Consider the following 16301-nt stretch of genomic DNA (forward strand, 5'->3'; position numbering starts at 1 on the left):
GTTCGCCCCACCGTTAGAGGACATCGATGAACCAAGCACTTCACTCCTTTCGCATCCTGGCCACGGCGCTGGCCTGTGTCGTTCCTGCCTGCCTCGTGCCGGCATCCGCCCAGGTCGTGGCCCCCGAGCAGCTCGCCGCCGAAGCCTCGCCCAAGACCTCCCAGTGGGGCCTCGGCTTCGGCGCCGGCTTCGATAAAAGTCCGCTGCGCGACTTCGACGACGAAGTCGACCCGCTGCCGCTGGTGCTGTACGAGAGCAGGCACCTGAGCGTGTTCGGCGCGCGCATCGACTACAAGCTGCCCTCATATGGCCCGCTGCAGTTCCGCCTGCGCGCGCGCTACGCCAACGACGGCTACGAAGCCGAGGATTCGCCCTATCTCGCCGGCATGGAAGAGCGCAAGGGCGGCGTGTGGCTGGGCGGCGCCGCGATCTGGCGCAGCGGCGCCATGAGCGTGGCCGGCGAATTCACCGCCGCCACCGGCGACGCCGAGGGCAAGCGCTTCAAGCTGGAACTGAACCGCGAATTCCGCAGCGGCGCCGTCACCGTCACGCCGCGCATCGGGGCCGAGTGGTACGACAAGGACTACGTCGACTACTACTATGGCGTGCGCGCCAACGAGGCACGCGCGGGCCGCAGCGCCTACAGCGGCGACTCGTCGCAGGCGATCGAGGCCGGCGTGCGCTTCGGCTACGCCTTCCAGCGCCGTCACAACTTCTTCATCGACGTCAGCGCCAAGTCGCTGGGCAGCGAGATCAAGGACAGTCCGCTGGTGGAACGCTCCACCGAGAGCAGCATCAAGCTGGGGTATCTGTACGCGTTTTGACGGCAAGGACAGGGAAGGCGACGCGCACTGCAAAGCCTTTTCCCGCCAAGCCATTCCCGGTTTCGACGCGCGCATCGTGCAGGCGGGCGATGGCCGCCACCAGCGACAGGCCGATGCCGCTGCCGCGGCCCTGGCTGCCGGGCAAGCGATAGAAGCGCTGGAAGATGGCCGCGCGCTCGGCCTCGGGCACGCCGGGACCGTCGTCGGCCACGCTCAGCCATGGCCCTTCGGGCCCCACGCCGCAGGAGACCGCTACGTGCCCGCCGTCGCGCGCAAAGCGCACCGCATTGTCCAGCAGGTTGCGCAGCAGGGTCCCCAGCTCGTCGAGATTGCCCTCTACCCACGCCGGCGCCTTCTCGGAGACGAGCGTGCAGCCGAGGCGCTGCGCGTGATAGGTATATTCATGCACCACATGCTCGACCACCACCGCCAGGTCGAGCGCTTCGGTGCTGATCGAACATGACATCGCATCGAGCCGCGCCACGTCGAGCAGCTGCTCGGCCATGCGCGCGCTGCGCCGCACACCCTGCTGCAGCATCTGCAGCGCTTCCACGCGCTCGGCATCGCTGCGCGCATGCAGGGCGACGTCGACGTGGGCTTGCAGCACCGACAGCGGCGTGCGCAGTTCGTGGGCTGCGTCGCCCAGGAAGCGGCGTTCGTTCGCCACGGCCTTGTCGAGCTGCACCAGCAGGTGGTTGAACGAGGTGACCAGGGGCCGCAGCTCGACCGGCAGCGCCGCCACCGGCAGCGGTGTCAGGTCGAAGTTCTTGCGCCGCAACAGCGCGCGCTCGATCACGGACAAGGGACGCAGCGAACGGTCCAGCGCATGCAGCAGCAGCAGCGCCACCAGCACCAGCACCGCCGTCATCGCCGCCAGCGCGGTCAGCGTCTCGCCATACATCTCGCGGTCGATCGCGCTTTGCAGGTTGGCCACCTGCACCGAGACCAGGCTGTGGCGGTCGGAGATCGTGTACACGCGCCAGGTCTGGCCGCCCGCCTCCAGGCTGGCGAAGCCGTTGCGGAAGGTCGGCTGGAACGGCGCCGCCGGCGCGGCCGGCGAGCGGATCACGAGCCGGCGGTCGTTGCTCCAGACCTGGATCGCGAAGTTTCCGGGATCGTGCTGCATCGAGGGCGGCAGCTCCAGGCTGGGTCCGAACGGGCCGTCGTTGATCTCCTCGGCCGGCAGCGACAGCAGCAGACGGGTGCCGAAGGATTGCAGCTTGCCGTCCCACAGGCTGTGCTCGTTGCTGGCCGTATAGATGGCAACCACGCCGCCGCCGCAGATCCAGCAAAAGGCCAGCGCCAGGCCGAACACGCGGCGCACGCGGGCGCGGATCGAGTTCACGCCACGTCCTTGCCCAGGCGGTAGCCCTGGCCGTGCACGGTTTCGATGATGTCTTCGCCGAGTTTGCGCCGCAACTGATGGATGAAGACGGCGATCGTATTGCTCTCGACATCGCCGTCCGCGCCATAGATCAGCGTTTGCAGGTGACTGCGCGCGATGATGTGGCCGGGGCGCTCCATGAAGACGAGCAGGGTACGGTACTCGTAGGCGCTCAGGGGCACCGGCTGGCCGTCGCAGGTGACGGCCTGGCGCGCCACGTCCAGCACCACGTTGCGGCAGGTGAGCGTCGGCACCGTCTTGCCTTCGCTGCGCCGGGTCACGGCGCGCATGCGCGCCCACAGCTCGCTGAATTCGAAAGGTTTGACGAGGTAGTCGTCGGCGCCGGCATCCAGGCCGGCGATGCGCTCGGACATCTGGGCGCGCGCGGTCAGGATGATGACCGGCGTCGCGTTGTACGCCGCGCGCAGGCCGCGCAGCAGGGAAAGGCCCGACTCTCCCGGCAGGCCAAGGTCGAGCAGGATCACCGAATAGACGTTGTCGAGCAAAGCCAGGCGCGCGCTTTCGGCGTCGCCCGCGTGGTCGAGGACCAGGCCTTCTTGCCGCGCGCGCTCGCGAATGGCGGCAGCGAGCATGGCGTCGTCCTCGACGAGCAGGATGTTCATGGGAGCTGTGGAGAATCCGGGAGCGGGAAGTATAACGCTGCCGGATTAATGGCTTTTTAAGGCGCCCGGACAAAAAAAAAGCCTCGCAGCCTGGCGAGGCGGGGGAGGCAGGATCTGGTATCAGGCCGCTTGCGGGAGGCGGCGCACTTCGGTAATCGTGGTCTTGCTGTCGAGATGGGTATGCAGGACTTCACGCGCATAGCTGACGCAGGTGCCGCACATGGTGCCAACGCCGAGTTCCTTGCGCAATTCGGCGATCGACGAGATGCCCAGATCGACGGCCTGGCGGATTTCACGGTCGGAGATGTTGTTGCAGACGCAGACGATCATCAGAGCTACCCTTGCTAATTACACTATAAAAATGCGAATCATTCTCATTTGCGTTGCTATTTTCTGTAAACTCGGCCGCGAAAGCAAGCGAATTCTGCGAACTGTTTGCACTATTTTTAGTACTTTTCTATCTGGCAATGACAAGCTGCAAATAGTAATAGTTCGCATTTAGGTTTATGATGTCGGCATCATTCCTGTCGCTGTCTCATAAGCGCAACAACCATCTGGAAGCTGCCATGACCCTAGCCCCCACCCTGTCCACACTCGACTCGCTGAAAGCGGGCCAGAGTGCCACCGTAGTCCAGCTGGCGCCGCATGCGCAGGGCGGCATCGACGTCCAGCGCCGCCTGATGGAACTGGGCTTCGTGCCGGGCGAGCGTATTCGCGTGCTCAAGCGCGTGCTGGGTGGTCCGCTGGCGGTCAAGGTCGGCGAGTCGACCTTCGCGCTGCGCCGCTTCGAAGCGGCCCTCGTCTCGATCAACTCGATCAAGGCGGATTGAACGCATGGGAGTCATGGAACAACAAGTGGCTGCTCGTACTCCACTGGTCGCACTGCTCGGCAACCCGAACTGCGGCAAGACCGCGCTCTTCAACCGTCTCACCGGCTCGCGCCAGAAGGTCGCGAACTACGCCGGCGTCACCATCGAGCGCAAGGAGGGCAGCTTCAAGTCGCCCGCCGGCCGCGCTTTCCGCGTGCTCGACCTGCCGGGCGCCTACAGCCTGAATGCGCAAACCCCTGACGAAGGCATCACGCGTGACGTGGTGGCCGGCCTGCGCGCGGGCGAACAGGCGCCGGACGTCGTGCTGTGCGTGGTCAACGCGACCAATCTGCGCTTGAACCTGCGCCTGGTGTTGGAACTCAAACGCCTCGGCCTGCCGATGGTGCTGGCGCTGAACATGGTCGACGTCGCGAAGAAGCGCGGCATCGAGATCGACACCGCCAAGCTATCGCAGGAACTGGGCATGCCGGTGGTGGAAACCGTCGCCATCCAGTCGGGCGGCGAGCAGGCCTTGCTGGCCGAGCTGGATCGCATGGCCTTCGATGCGCCGGTCAAGGCCAATCCGCTGTCGGCGATCGACGCGGTGCCGGTCGAGGAGACCCAGCGCGAGGTGCGCCGCATCCTGTCCGCCGCCGTCTCCACCGCGAAGGACACCGGCAACCTGACCGAGAAGATCGACAACGTCGTGATGCATCCGGTCGCTGGCCCGATCATCCTGGCCGCGCTGATGTTCCTGATCTTCCAGGCCGTGTTCAGCTGGGCCGGCACGCCGATGGACCTGATCGAAGCCGGCGTCGGCGCGCTGGGCGAAGCCGTCGGCGACCTGCTCGGCGAAGGCATCCTGCACAGCCTGATCGTGGACGGCATCATCGCCGGCGTCGGCAGCGTGCTGGTATTCCTGCCGCAGATCCTGATCCTGTTCTTCTTCATCCTGCTGCTCGAAGACGTGGGCTACCTGCCGCGCGCGGCCTTCCTGCTGGACCGCATCATGGGCAGCGTCGGCCTGTCGGGCCGCGCCTTCCTGCCGCTGCTGTCCTCGTTCGCCTGCGCGATCCCCGGCGTGATGGCCGCGCGCACGATCCAGAATCCGCGCGACCGCCTGGTGACGATCATGATCGCGCCCCTGATGACGTGCTCGGCGCGCCTGCCGGTGTATGCGCTCCTGATCGCGGCCTTCATCCCCGACCAGACCGTGGCCGGTTTCCTCAACCTGCAGGGCGTGGTGCTGTTCATCCTGTACATGGCCGGCATCCTGTCGGCGATGGCGGTGGCCTGGTTCATGAAGCGCCGCAGCACCTACAAGCAGCACGCGCTGATGCTCGAACTGCCGGCCTACCACTGGCCGCAACTGAGCGCCCTGGCCTCGGGCCTGTGGGAACGCACCAAGATCTTCCTGATGCGGGTCGGCACCCTGATCCTGACCATGATGGTCCTGCTCTGGCTGCTGTCGAGCTTCCCGGGCGCACCGGAAGGCGCGGCCAATCCGCCGATCTACTACAGCGTGGCCGGCATGATCGGTCGCGCGCTGGAAGTGATCCTGGCGCCGATCGGCTTCAACTGGCAGATCGCGATCGCGCTGGTGCCGGGCATGGCCGCGCGCGAAGTGGCGGTCGGCGCGCTGGGCACCGTGTACGCGCTGTCGGGCGGCGACGAAGTCGGCGACACCCTGGCCCCGCTGATCGCGCAATCGTGGTCGCTGGCCACGGGCCTCGCGCTGCTGGCCTGGTACGTCTATGCGCCGCACTGCCTGCCGACGCTGGCCACCGTGGCCCGCGAAACCGGCAGCCGCAAGTACGCCTGGATCATGGCCGGCTATATGTTCGGCCTGGCCTACGTGGCGGCCTTCATCGTCTATCGCGTCACTCTCGCCATCACAGGAGCGTAAATCATGCAGGAACTGGCCGTCATCGTCATCGTGTCCCTCTCGGCGCTGTACCTGGGCGCGAAATACATGTCGGCCGGCCTGCGTGCCCGTCTGCTCATGCACCTGACCCGGGGCGGCCGCAAGTCCGTCCTGGCGCGCTGGCTGGACAAGTCGGGCGGCGGCGGTTGCGGCGGCGGCAGCTGCGGCAGCGGCTGCGCACCCAAGCAACCGGACCCGCCGGGCAAGCACCGCGTGATCAAGCTGCACCAGAAGCACTGAGTTTAGCTCTTCAATCCCGCAGCGCCGCGATCAGGCGCTGCGCGTCGAACGGCGCATGCACCTTGATGTCGTTGTCGAAGTAGCAGTAGACGTCACGCTTGCCGCGCTTGCGCGGTGCTTTATCCGACACCAGCCGTGCATCCGCCGGCTGTCCCCCATCGCGCCAGGCGCGAATCTTCCTTGCCCAGTTTTCGATGGCCTCGTCGTCGTAGCCGCTCGCATACAGTTCCTTGTCGCCATGCAGGCGCAGGTACATGAAGTCGGCCGTCACGTCCTCGATCTGCGGCCATTTTCCGGCCGTGTCGGCCACCACCAGCGCCACCTTGTACTTGCGCAGCAGGGCGATGAAGGCGGGATCGATGAAGCTTTCGTGGCGGATCTCGACCGCATGCCGCATCGGCCGCTTCTTCGTCCCGGGATCGAGCGCCGCCCTGTCTTTCATGCGTTGTTCGTGGCCCTTCGCCTGTTCGGCGGCGGCGTGGGTGTCGTGCGGCAGCAGCGAGAGGAAGGCTTCGAAACGCTCCGGGTCGAAGGCGAAGTTGGGCGGGAATTGCCACAGCATCGGACCGAGTTTCTCGCGCAACTCGAACACGCCCGAGGCCAGCACATTGGCCAGCGGTTTGCCGGCGTCGCGCAGGCGCAGCATGTGGGTGATGAAGCGGTTGCCCTTGACCGCGAACACGAAGCCGGGCGGCGTGGCCTCGTACCAGCCGGCATAGCTCTCCGGCCGCTGCAGCGCGTAGAACGAGCCGTTGATCTCGATGCTGGGCAGCTGGCCGGACGCGTATTCGAGCTCGCGGCGCTGGGCCAGGCCGGGCGGATAGAACTTGCCGCGCCACGGCGCGTAGCGCCACCCCGAGATGCCGATATAGGTCGATCCGCTCATGCCTGCCACGATACACGGCGTGGTGGCGCGCGGTCGTGCGCTGGCGCACCCAGCCGGCGCCAATGCCGCCGGACTGGCGGCGCCCTTTTGACAAAGGCGCAACAGTGCTAAGCTAACGACCATTATTACTACCGAAGCCGCCATGATCGTCGTCCACCACCTGAACAACTCGCGCTCGCAGCGCATCCTGTGGCTGCTGGAAGAGCTGGGCCTGGAGTACGAGATCAAGCGCTACCAGCGCGACCCCAAGACCATGCTGGCTCCGCCCGAGCTGAAGGCCGTGCACCCGCTGGGCAAATCGCCCGTCATCAGCGACGGCGACCTGGTAGTGGCCGAATCCGGCGCCATCGTCGAATACCTGGTCGAGCAGTACGGCCAGGGACGCCTGAAACCGGCGGCCGGCACCCCGGCGCGCCTGCGCTACACCCACTTCCTGCACTACGCCGAAGGGTCGGCGATGCCGCCGCTGCTGCTCAAGCTGGTGTTCGACAAGGTCGAGAACAGCCCGATGCCGTTCTTCGTCAAGCCGATCGCGCGCGGCATCGCGCAAAAGGTCAAGGGCAGCTTCGTGCTGCCGCAGATCGCGCTGCACCTGGCCTACCTGGAAGGAGAGCTGGGCAAGCACCCCTGGTTCACCGGCGAAGAGTTCACGGCGGCCGACATCCAGCTCAGCTTCGCGCTGGAGGCGGCGGCATCGCGCGGCGGGCTCGATGGCAAGTACCCGAACCTGTCCGAGTTCCTCGAGCGCATCCATGCGCGGCCGGCCTACCGGCGAGCGCTCGAGCGCGGCGGCAAATACGAGATCGGCAAGGCGTAAGAGGAACCTCCAGCATGGCCAAGCTGCTCGCCATCGACGGCCTGAACATCGTACGCCGGGTGTACGAGGCCAGTCCCGAGCCCGACTCGGACCTGAAGGCCAGCATCGCGCTGCGCCACGCCTTCTCGTCGTTTCGCAACGTGCTCGAGACGCATGCGCCGACCCATGTGCTGGCGGCGTTCGACCACGGCGGCGAGAACTGGCGCCACGCACTGTACCCGCGCTACCGCGAGGGCAGGGCGGCGATGCCCGCCGAGCTGCGCGCGGCCCTGCCCGAATTCCATGAGCGCCTGCGCGCGGCGGGCCTGCACGTGGTGTCGATTCCCGAGGTCGAGGCCGACGACGTGATCGCCACCGGCGTGATGCGCTGGCTGTCGGAAGGACGAGGGGAGGCCATCGTCGCCACCACCGACAAGGACCTGCATCCGCTGATCGCGCATGGCGCGCTGGTGTGGGACCATTTCAAGAACGAATGGCATGACGACGCCTGGGTGCGTCAGCGCTTCGGCGTCGCGCCCGAGCGGCTGCACGACCTGCTGGCGCTGATGGGCGATCCTACCGACGGCGTGCCGGGCGTGTCCAAGGTCGGCATGAAGACGGCCGCGCGCCTGCTCAATGCCTACGGCAGCCTCGACGCCGTCATAGCCGGCGCCGGCATCCTCAAGACGCCGCTGGGCGAAAGGCTGCGCGCCGAGCGTGAGATACTCGAGATCTCGCGTTGCCTGGTGTCGCTCAAGCTCGACGTGCGCCTGGGCGTGACCTGGAATATGCTGGCCTATGACTCTCACTAAACGGAAAGCGACACAATGCTGAAGGCGGTTATCGTGGATGGAAACGCGGTCTCGCGCGCGATGCTGGGCACCGTGCTGGCCGACGGCAGCTACGAGGTGGTCGGGGCGACCCACACCAGCGCGCTCGGCTACGGCCTGGCGATCAAGCACCGCCCGCACGTGCTCTGCATCGCGCGCGAGCAGGTCGAGGACGGCAACAACGTGGTCGAACAGCTGCGCGCCGAGCTGCCCAAGACCCTGATCTTCCTGGTGTCGGGCACGCTCGATGCGCAAGCCGTGCAGTCGGCGGCGGCGCGCGGCGTGCACGGCTTCATCGTCAAGCCGTTCAAGGCCGACACCGTGCTCAAGACGATCCGCAATACCGTGATCGCCTTCGTCAAGAAGCAGCAGGCGGCCCCCAAGCCGGAGTGAGCGCCGCTAGCCGCGGCGCCTGACTTCGTCGGACGCGATGGCCGCCAGCTCGCGCAACGCGCGCAATTCGCGCTCGCGCAGGCGGCGCGGCTCGCGGTCGAGCACGCACAGCGAACCGAGCGCCAGCCCATTGGCATCGAGCACCGGGTAGCCCGCATAGAAGCGGATGTGCGGGGCGCCCGTCACCAGGGGATTGGCCGCGAAGCGCGGGTCGGCGCCGGCATCTTCCACCACGAATGCCCCGTCCTGCATGATCGTATGGCTGCAGAAGGCCACCTCGCGCGGGGTCTCGCGCCGCTCGATGCCGATGCGCGATTTGAACCACTGGCGCTGGCCGGACAATAAGGTCAACAGGGCCATCGGGCATTCGGTCACGTGGCTGGCCAGCCAGGTCAGGCGATCGAACACTTCTTCCTCGGACGACGCCATCAGCTTCGTCGCGGCCAGCGCCGCCAGGCGCTGCGCTTCGTTGGACGCTACCGGATACGCAGGGGCCGGCGCAGGGAGAAACTCGCCGGTGAGCTGCTCGGCCTGCGCCGTGGGCAGGCTGGCCTCGCGCTGACGCATCAGCTGCGTCACCGCGCTCAGGCGCACCCGGCGATGGCCGCCGGGGGTTTTCCAGGTCGGCAGCGCGCCGCCTTCCATCCAGACCTGGGCGGTGCTCACCGCCACCCCCAGCAGCCGCGCCGCCTCGCGCGTGGTCAGGATCGGATCGTCGTCGGGTCTCATGGTTATCGTGTGCTGTATTGCTGCAATACGCGAATTTTACACCAAGCAACAAAAAATAACGAATATGACGATAGAATTGGCGATAATTGTTGACTAAGGGAATTTTTATTGCAAAAATGAATCATAATTCGTCAATTTCGTCATTTTTTGGTGCGTGTGCGCCAGCCAGGGGCCAACCATGAACTCACCGATCGAACCAGCACTACTGGCCCCGTCCCTCCATGAAGCGGCGCGTCTCGACGCACTGCATCGCCTCGAATTGCTGGACACTCCGCCGAGCGAGGCCTTCGACCGCATCACGCGAATGGCTGCCCAGCTGTTCAATCTGCCGATAGCGGCGGTGTCGTTGACCGACAGCGACCGCCAATGGTTCAAATCGAAGGTCGGCGTCGAGCACGATGCGATCCCGCGCCTGCGCGCGCCGTGCGCGGAGGTGGCCGATACCGCCCACGTGCTGGTCGTGCCCGACCTGCTTGAAAACGACGATTTTCGCGACAGCAAGCTGGCGGCGGACGGCATCCGTTTCTACGCCGGCGCACCGCTCGTGACCAGCGACGGTTTTGCGCTGGGCGCGATGTGCGTGCTGGGCACCGAACCGCGCCAGGTAACGGAGGCCGAACGCCATGCGCTGCAGGACCTGGCGACGATGGTGATGGCGCAGATCGAGCTGCAGCATGCGCTGGGCCGGATCGATCCGACCAGCGGCCTGCCCAACCGCAACCAGTTCATCGTCGACTTCAACGACATGGAACTGGCCGAGCCGGCCGGCGACATGCGCCTGGCGGCCCTGGTCAGCCTGGCCAGCCCGCAAGAGCTGAGCGACGCCCAGCGCGTGATGGGGGCCGGCTACCTGGACGAGATGGTGCGCGACGTGGTGCCGCAGCTGCGTCTGGCCGGCGCCGGCAAGATCTACCACGTCGGCAGCACCCAGTTCGCCTTCTTCGCGCCGCGCGGCGTCACGCTCGAGACCTTCCGCACCCAGATGCAGTCGTGGCTCGATGCGCGCGCCAGTCACGGCCAGGCGCGCTTCATCACCACCGCCACGGTCGGCATCGCGCCGTTCACGATCGGCCAGACCGAGGGCCTGGACCTGCTGCGCAATATGCACAGCGCGGCCCACGACGGCCTGGCCGCCGAGCGCTGCGTGCGGGTGTTCTCGTCCGAGCACGACGCCATCCTGCAACGCCGCTTCTGGCTGGTGAACGCCTTCGGCGCCGCGCTCGAGAGCCGCGACCAGCTGCACCTGGTCTACCAGCCCAAGGTCGCCCTGAAAGGCGGCGCCTGTGCCGGCGTCGAAGCCCTGCTGCGCTGGAGCCATCCCGAGGCGGGCGCGATCGCGCCGGGCGAATTCATTCCCGTGATCGAAACCACTTCGTTGGCGCGCGCCACCGCAGACTGGGTGCTGGCCGCCGCGATGCGCCAGATGGCCGCATGGCGCCACGAGGGCGTCAGCCTGCAGGTGGCGGTGAACGTGTCGGCGGTGAACCTGGAAGAGCCGGATTTCTGCGACCGCGTGTTGAAGCTCCTGGCGCGCCACGGCCTGCCGCCGTCATGCCTGGCGATCGAGCTCACCGAGAGCGCGCTGATGCGCAATCCGAAAGTGGCGCAGGCCACGCTGGAACGCCTGGCGCGCGCCGGCGTGCAGCTGGCGATCGACGATTTCGGCACCGGCTACAGCAGCCTGTCGTACCTGCAAAGCCTGCCGGCGAACGTGGTCAAGATCGACCAGAGCTTCATGCGCAACCTGGCGCATGACGAACGCCGGCGCGCGCTGGTGGGAACGATGATCAAGCTGTCGCACGACCTGGGCCACAAGGTGGTGGCCGAAGGCGTGGAGACGGTGGAAGTGGAAGATTTCCTGCGCGCGGCGGGCTGCGACGAGGTGCAGGGCTACCTGCACGCGCGCCCGCTGGCCCCGAACGCGCTGGCCGAATGGCTGGCCGGGCGCGCTCGTTGAGGATTACGCGACGCCCGAGCGGGCGTCGATGATGCCGCCGCCCAGGCAGACGTCGCCGTCGTACAGCACGGCCGACTGGCCGGGCGTGACCGCCCATTGCGGGTCGGTGAAGTCGAGGGCGAAACGGCCATCGCTTGCAGCCTGCACCTTGCAGGCCACGTCGGCCTGGCGATAGCGGGTCTTGGCCGACAGCTCGCGCGGATCCGGGGCCTCGCCCGCGATCCAGCTGGCCTGGCCGGCTTCCAGGCGGTTCGACAGCAGCCATGGGTGGTCATGGCCCTGTACGATGTACAGGGTATTGGCCTCGATGTCCTTGCGCGCCACGAACCATGGCTCGCTGGTGCCGTCCGCGTTCTTGCGCGATTTGAGGCCGCCGATGCCGATGCCCTTGCGCTGTCCCAGCGTGTAGAACGACAGGCCGACGTGTTCGCCGACCTTCGTGCCGTCGTCGAGCCTGATCGGGCCCGGCTTGTAGGACAGGTAGCGGTTCAGGAAGTCGCGGAACGGGCGCTCGCCGATGAAGCAGATGCCGGTCGAATCCTTCTTGGCGGCGTTCGGGAGCTTGAGCTTTTCGGCGATCTTGCGCACCTCGGTCTTCGGGATCTCGCCCAGCGGGAACAGCGACTTCGAGAGCTGCGCCTGGTTCAGGCGATGCAGGAAGTAACTCTGGTCCTTGGTGGCGTCGAAGGCCTTCAGCAGCTCGAACCTGCCGCTGCCCGTGTTCTGGCGCACGCGCGCATAGTGGCCGGTCGCGATCAGGTCGGCGCCCAGCTTCATCGCATGGTCGAGGAAGGCCTTGAACTTGATCTCGGCGTTGCACAGCACATCCGGGTTGGGCGTGCGGCCGGCCTGGTATTCGCGCAGGAACTCCGCGAACACGCGGTCCTTGTATTCGGAGGCGAAGTTGACCGCCTCGATGTCGACCCCGACCACGTCGGCCACGCTGGCCGCGTCGATCCAGTCCTGGCGCGTCGAGCAGTATTCGGAGTCGTCGTCGTCTTCCCAGTTCTTCATGAACAGGCCGACCACGTCGTAGCCTTGTTCCTTCAGCATCCACGCCGCGACCGAGGAGTCGACTCCGCCCGACATCCCGATCACGACTTTTTTCTTGCTCATGTTACGTCCGTATTGAATTCAGATCCCGCCCTCGAACACCGAGGGATGGGTGTGCAGCAGGGACAGCGGCGTGCTCTGGCCCGCCAGGTAGTCGTCCACGCACTTGAGCACGATCGGGCTGCGGTGGCGGTCGGCGGTGGCGGCGATTTCGTCACGCGTCATCCACAGGGTGCGCAGGATGCCTTCGTCGAGCGGCTGGTCGAACTTACGGCCGACGGCCCCGGCGAAGGTGAAGCGCAGGTAGGTGACGTCGGCATTGCGCGACTTCGAGTGGTAGCGCGACATGTACATTCCCACCAGCGTGCGCGGTATGAACTCGTGGGCGGTTTCCTCGAGCGCTTCGCGCACGACCGCCTGTTCCAGCGATTCGTGCGGGTCGAGATGGCCGGCGGGCTGGTTCAGCTTGACGCCCTCGCTCGTCTCTTCCTCGATCAGCAGGAAACGGCCTTCGTGCTCGATGATCGCAGCCACGGTAACCGATGGTTTGAAGATGTCGCTCATGCCTGTCCTTGAAAATGAGCCGGTATTCTACCTCGGGCAAGGGTTGCTTTGCTCAGCCTTGCCCCGCCTGAAGTGCTTGCCTGTCGTTAATTCGGCTTGATCTGTCGCAAAAATGCCGGCAAATCGCCCGAGAGGCATGAGTTTTGTCATAAGCATTGCAAATTCATTAAAAGAAGGTATATTGGAACACTTGCCGTAAAGACAGGTTGTGCACTCGAGTATTCCAACGTACGGAGGTGTCATGAGGATAGGCATACCGGCCGAGACAAGGCCGGGCGAGACGCGTGTTGCAGCAACACCCGAAACCGTCAAGAAGCTGGCCGCTAAACACCAGGTCCTGGTGCAATCCGGCGCCGGTCTCCATGCCGCGGCGCCCGACAGCGCCTATGAAGCGGCCGGCGCCAGCATCGTCGATGGCGCCGCCGCCTTCGGCGCCGACATCGTCCTCAAGGTGCGCAGCCCGGACGCCGCCGAACGCGGCCTGATGCGGCGCGAGGCGGTGCTGGTCGGGATGCTCGATCCCTTCGACGCCGACAATCTCGCCGCGCTGGCCGCGAGCGGTCTCACCGCCTTCGCGCTGGAAGCCGCGCCGCGCATCACGCGCGCCCAGTCGCTCGACGTGCTCTCTTCGCAGGCCAATATCGCCGGCTACAAGGCCATCCTCCTGGCCGCCAACACCTATGGGCGCTTCATGCCGATGCTGATGACGGCGGCCGGCACGGTCAAGGCGGCGCGCGTGCTGATCATGGGCGTGGGCGTGGCCGGGCTGCAGGCGATCGCCACCGCCAAGCGCCTGGGCGCGGTGATCGAGGCGTCCGACGTGCGTCCGCCGGTCAAGGAACAGGTGGAGTCGCTGGGCGCCAAATTCATCGACGTGCCGTATCTCACCGACGAGGAACGCGAGATCGCCCAGGGCAGCGGCGGCTATGCGCGGCCGATGCCGGCCGACTGGATGCGGCGCCAGGGAGAATTGGTGCACGAGCGCGCGAAACTGGCCGACATCGTCGTCACCACCGCCCTGATCCCGGGCCGCAAGGCGCCCATCCTGATCGGCGAAGAAACGGTGCGCGCCATGAAGCCGGGCTCCGTGATCGTCGACATGGCCATCGCCCAGGGCGGCAACTGCCCGCTGACCGAGCTGGGGAAAACAGTAGTCAAGCACGGCGTGCACATCATCGGCGAGCCCAATCTGGCGGCGCTGGTGCCGGCCGATGCGTCGGCCCTGTATGCGCGCAACGTGCTGGACTTCCTCAAGCTCGTGATCGACAAGGACGACCGCTTCTTCATCGACCGCGAGGACGAGATCGTGACCGCGACGCTGGTGTGCGCGAACGGGGAAGTGCTGCGTAAATAGATCGTTTCAGGCAGGACCAGAACAGGACAGGAGACTAGGCATGGACATCAGCCACACCATCATCAACCTGATCATCTTCGTGCTGGCGATCTACGTCGGCTACCACGTGGTCTGGACCGTCACCCCCGCGCTGCACACGCCACTGATGGCGGTCACCAACGCCATCTCGGCGATCGTGATCGTCGGCGCCATGCTGGCCGCCGGCCTGACCGAGGGCCTGGCCGGGCGCGTGGCGGGCACGGTCGCGGTGGCGCTGGCGGCGGTGAACGTGTTCGGCGGCTTCCTGGTCACCCAGCGCATGCTGGAGATGTTCAAGAAGAAGGAGCCGAAGGCCGCGAAGACGGCGGTCGAAGCGAAGATCGAGGAGAAGCAGGCATGAACGCCATCAGCATGAACCTCGTCACCCTGTTCTACCTGGTCGCCTCGGTCTGCTTCATCCAGGCGCTCAAGGGCCTGTCTTCGCCCTCGACCGCGCGCATCGGCAACGCCTTCGGCATGGCCGGGATGGCGATCGCGGTAGTGACCACGGTGGCGCTGATGCTCAAGCTGCAGGAGAGCCTGGGGCAGGGCGGCGGCTCGGGCTTCGCCCTGGTGCTGCTGGGCGTCGTGGTCGGCGGCGCGATCGGGGCCTACGCCGCGAAGAAGGTCGAGATGACCAAGATGCCCGAGCTGGTGGCGGCCATGCACTCGCTGATCGGCCTGGCGGCGGTATGCATCGCGATCGCCGCCGTGTCCGAACCCTGGGCCTTCAATATCGCCACCCGCGAGACGCCGCTCCCCTTCGGCAACCGGCTGGAGCTGTTCATCGGCACCTTCGTCGGCGCGGTGACTTTCTCGGGATCGGTGATCGCCTTCGGCAAGCTGTCGGGCAAATACAAATTTCGCCTGTTCCAGGGGGCGCCGGTGCGCTTCGGGGGACAGCACATCCTGAACCTGGTGCTGGCGATCGCGATCGTCGTGCTGGGCCTGATGTTCTGCTTCGCCGACGGCGTGGCGCCGGCCTGGACGCCCTTCATCGTGATGGCGGCGCTGGCCTTCGTGCTGGGTGTGTTGATCATCATCCCGATCGGCGGGGCCGACATGCCGGTGGTGGTGTCGATGCTGAACTCCTACTCCGGCTGGGCGGCGGCCGGCATCGGCTTCTCGCTGAACAACTCGATGCTGATCATCGCCGGCTCGCTGGTCGGCTCGAGCGGCGCGATCCTCTCGTACATCATGTGCAAGGCGATGAACCGCTCCTTCTTCAACGTGATCCTGGGCGGCTTCGGCGGAGAAGCCGCTGCTGACGACGGCGGCGCCAAGGAGCAGCGCCCGGTGAAATCGGGCTCCGCCGAGGACGCCGCCTTCATCCTGCAGAACGCCGAATCGGTGATCATCGTCCCCGGCTACGGCCTGGCGGTGGCGCGCGCCCAGCACACGGTGAAGGAGCTGGTCGACAAGCTGACGGAACACGGCGTGACGGTGCGCTATGCGATCCACCCGGTGGCCGGCCGCATGCCGGGCCACATGAACGTGCTGCTGGCCGAAGCCGAAGTCCCCTACGACCAGGTGGCCGAGATGGAAGACATCAACGGCGATTTCGGCCAGACCGACGTGGTCCTGATCCTGGGCGCCAACGACGTGGTGAACCCGGCCGCGAAGGACCCGAAATCCCCGATCGCCGGCATGCCGATCCTGGAGGCCTACCGCGCGAAAAGCATCATCGTCAATAAACGCTCGATGGCCTCCGGCTACGCCGGCCTCGACAACGACCTGTTCTACCAGCCCAACACGATGATGGTCTTCGGCGACGCCAAGAAAGTCATCGAATCGATGGTCAAGGCCGTCGAATAATCAATAGCCCGATAATTAGGGTCAGAGTAGATTTATTGGCCAATTTCCACCCAGATAATTAGGGTCGGAGTCGAATTAAGTGACAACATCGAGCCAGGAAAT

At 66.0% G+C, this 16301-nt stretch carries 18 protein-coding genes; 11 read left to right on the forward strand and 7 right to left on the reverse strand.

The window, feature by feature from the left end:
- Positions 1–26 precede the first annotated feature (26 nt).
- Entirely contained in the window at positions 27–824 is a 798-nt protein-coding gene (locus tag J3U95_RS16075; protein WP_208279681.1) for a MipA/OmpV family protein, read from the forward strand.
- On the opposite strand, the gene J3U95_RS16080 is transcribed toward J3U95_RS16075, so the two are convergent.
- From J3U95_RS16080 to J3U95_RS16090, 3 genes are all read right to left on the reverse strand, one after another.
- A complete protein-coding gene (locus tag J3U95_RS16080; RefSeq protein ID WP_208279683.1) occupies positions 796–2169 on the reverse strand; it encodes an ATP-binding protein in 1374 nt (457 codons plus the stop codon). The two genes, J3U95_RS16075 and J3U95_RS16080, sit on opposite strands and share 29 nt — an antisense overlap.
- A complete protein-coding gene (locus J3U95_RS16085; RefSeq protein ID WP_208279685.1) occupies positions 2166–2831 on the reverse strand; it encodes a response regulator in 666 nt (221 codons plus the stop codon). The genes J3U95_RS16080 and J3U95_RS16085 overlap by 4 nt, the downstream gene beginning before the upstream one ends.
- A gap of 120 nt (positions 2832–2951) precedes the next feature.
- Positions 2952–3161 (reverse strand): (2Fe-2S)-binding protein, encoded by a 210-nt coding sequence (locus tag J3U95_RS16090; protein ID WP_123071745.1) that lies wholly within the window; start codon positions 3159–3161, stop codon positions 2952–2954.
- A gap of 236 nt (positions 3162–3397) precedes the next feature.
- Between J3U95_RS16090 and J3U95_RS16095 the strand changes: the two genes are divergently transcribed.
- The 3 genes from J3U95_RS16095 to J3U95_RS16105 are packed head-to-tail and all read left to right on the forward strand — an operon-like array spanning position 3398 to position 5804.
- A complete protein-coding gene (locus tag J3U95_RS16095; protein WP_208279687.1) occupies positions 3398–3661 on the forward strand; it encodes a FeoA family protein in 264 nt (87 codons plus the stop codon).
- A 4-nt stretch (positions 3662–3665) separates the two neighbouring features.
- A complete protein-coding gene (gene feoB, locus J3U95_RS16100) occupies positions 3666–5546 on the forward strand; it encodes a ferrous iron transporter B (protein WP_208279689.1) in 1881 nt (626 codons plus the stop codon).
- 3 nt (positions 5547–5549) lie between these two features.
- Positions 5550–5804, forward strand: a complete 255-nt coding sequence (locus J3U95_RS16105; protein WP_208279691.1) for a hypothetical protein — start codon at positions 5550–5552, stop codon at positions 5802–5804.
- A gap of 10 nt (positions 5805–5814) precedes the next feature.
- On the opposite strand, the gene J3U95_RS16110 is transcribed toward J3U95_RS16105, so the two are convergent.
- Positions 5815–6690, reverse strand: coding sequence for a DUF72 domain-containing protein (locus J3U95_RS16110; RefSeq protein WP_229519878.1), 876 nt, complete (start codon positions 6688–6690; stop codon positions 5815–5817).
- 142 nt (positions 6691–6832) lie between these two features.
- Between J3U95_RS16110 and J3U95_RS16115 the strand changes: the two genes are divergently transcribed.
- From J3U95_RS16115 to J3U95_RS16125, 3 genes are read left to right on the forward strand one after another with little or no spacing between them, the layout of a single operon-like run.
- A complete protein-coding gene (locus tag J3U95_RS16115; RefSeq protein ID WP_208279693.1) occupies positions 6833–7507 on the forward strand; it encodes a glutathione S-transferase in 675 nt (224 codons plus the stop codon).
- Between the two features lie 14 nt (positions 7508–7521).
- Positions 7522–8298, forward strand: coding sequence for a 5'-3' exonuclease (locus J3U95_RS16120; protein ID WP_208279694.1), 777 nt, complete (start codon positions 7522–7524; stop codon positions 8296–8298).
- A 15-nt stretch (positions 8299–8313) separates the two neighbouring features.
- Entirely contained in the window at positions 8314–8709 is a 396-nt protein-coding gene (locus J3U95_RS16125) for a response regulator (protein WP_208279695.1), read from the forward strand.
- Positions 8710–8715: 6 nt separating this feature from the next.
- On the opposite strand, the gene J3U95_RS16130 is transcribed toward J3U95_RS16125, so the two are convergent.
- A complete protein-coding gene (locus tag J3U95_RS16130; protein WP_208279696.1) occupies positions 8716–9438 on the reverse strand; it encodes a GAF domain-containing protein in 723 nt (240 codons plus the stop codon).
- 178 nt (positions 9439–9616) lie between these two features.
- On the opposite strand from J3U95_RS16130, the gene J3U95_RS16135 reads away from it, so the two are divergent.
- Complete coding sequence (locus J3U95_RS16135) at positions 9617–11395, forward strand: sensor domain-containing phosphodiesterase (protein WP_208279697.1); 1779 nt, start codon at positions 9617–9619, stop codon at positions 11393–11395.
- 3 nt (positions 11396–11398) lie between these two features.
- Here the strand turns inward: J3U95_RS16135 and mnmA are convergent, their stop codons facing one another.
- Positions 11399–12511: a tRNA 2-thiouridine(34) synthase MnmA gene (mnmA, locus tag J3U95_RS16140; protein WP_208279698.1), complete on the reverse strand. Its 1113-nt coding sequence runs from the start codon at positions 12509–12511 to the stop codon at positions 11399–11401.
- Between the two features lie 18 nt (positions 12512–12529).
- The gene (locus J3U95_RS16145) at positions 12530–13012 is read right to left on the reverse strand and encodes an NUDIX hydrolase (RefSeq protein ID WP_109346027.1); all 483 of its coding nucleotides are present in this window, start codon (positions 13010–13012) and stop codon (positions 12530–12532) included.
- Between the two features lie 241 nt (positions 13013–13253).
- Here J3U95_RS16145 and J3U95_RS16150 point away from each other — a divergent pair, with 241 nt between their 5' ends.
- Genes J3U95_RS16150 through J3U95_RS16160 form a run of 3 tightly spaced genes read left to right on the forward strand, consistent with a single transcriptional unit; the run spans position 13254 to position 16199 of the window.
- The gene (locus tag J3U95_RS16150; protein WP_208279699.1) at positions 13254–14366 is read left to right on the forward strand and encodes a Re/Si-specific NAD(P)(+) transhydrogenase subunit alpha; all 1113 of its coding nucleotides are present in this window, start codon (positions 13254–13256) and stop codon (positions 14364–14366) included.
- A gap of 40 nt (positions 14367–14406) precedes the next feature.
- Positions 14407–14745 carry an NAD(P) transhydrogenase subunit alpha part 2 gene (locus J3U95_RS16155; protein WP_208279700.1) on the forward strand — a complete coding sequence of 113 codons (339 nt, stop codon included), beginning with the start codon at positions 14407–14409 and terminating at the stop codon, positions 14743–14745.
- Positions 14742–16199 (forward strand): NAD(P)(+) transhydrogenase (Re/Si-specific) subunit beta, encoded by a 1458-nt coding sequence (locus J3U95_RS16160; protein ID WP_208279701.1) that lies wholly within the window; start codon positions 14742–14744, stop codon positions 16197–16199. The genes J3U95_RS16155 and J3U95_RS16160 overlap by 4 nt, the downstream gene beginning before the upstream one ends.
- Positions 16200–16301 lie beyond the last annotated feature (102 nt).

Source organism: Massilia oculi (assembly GCF_017582745.1).
In the GTDB taxonomy this organism is placed as follows: domain Bacteria; phylum Pseudomonadota; class Gammaproteobacteria; order Burkholderiales; family Burkholderiaceae_D; genus Telluria; species Telluria oculi_A.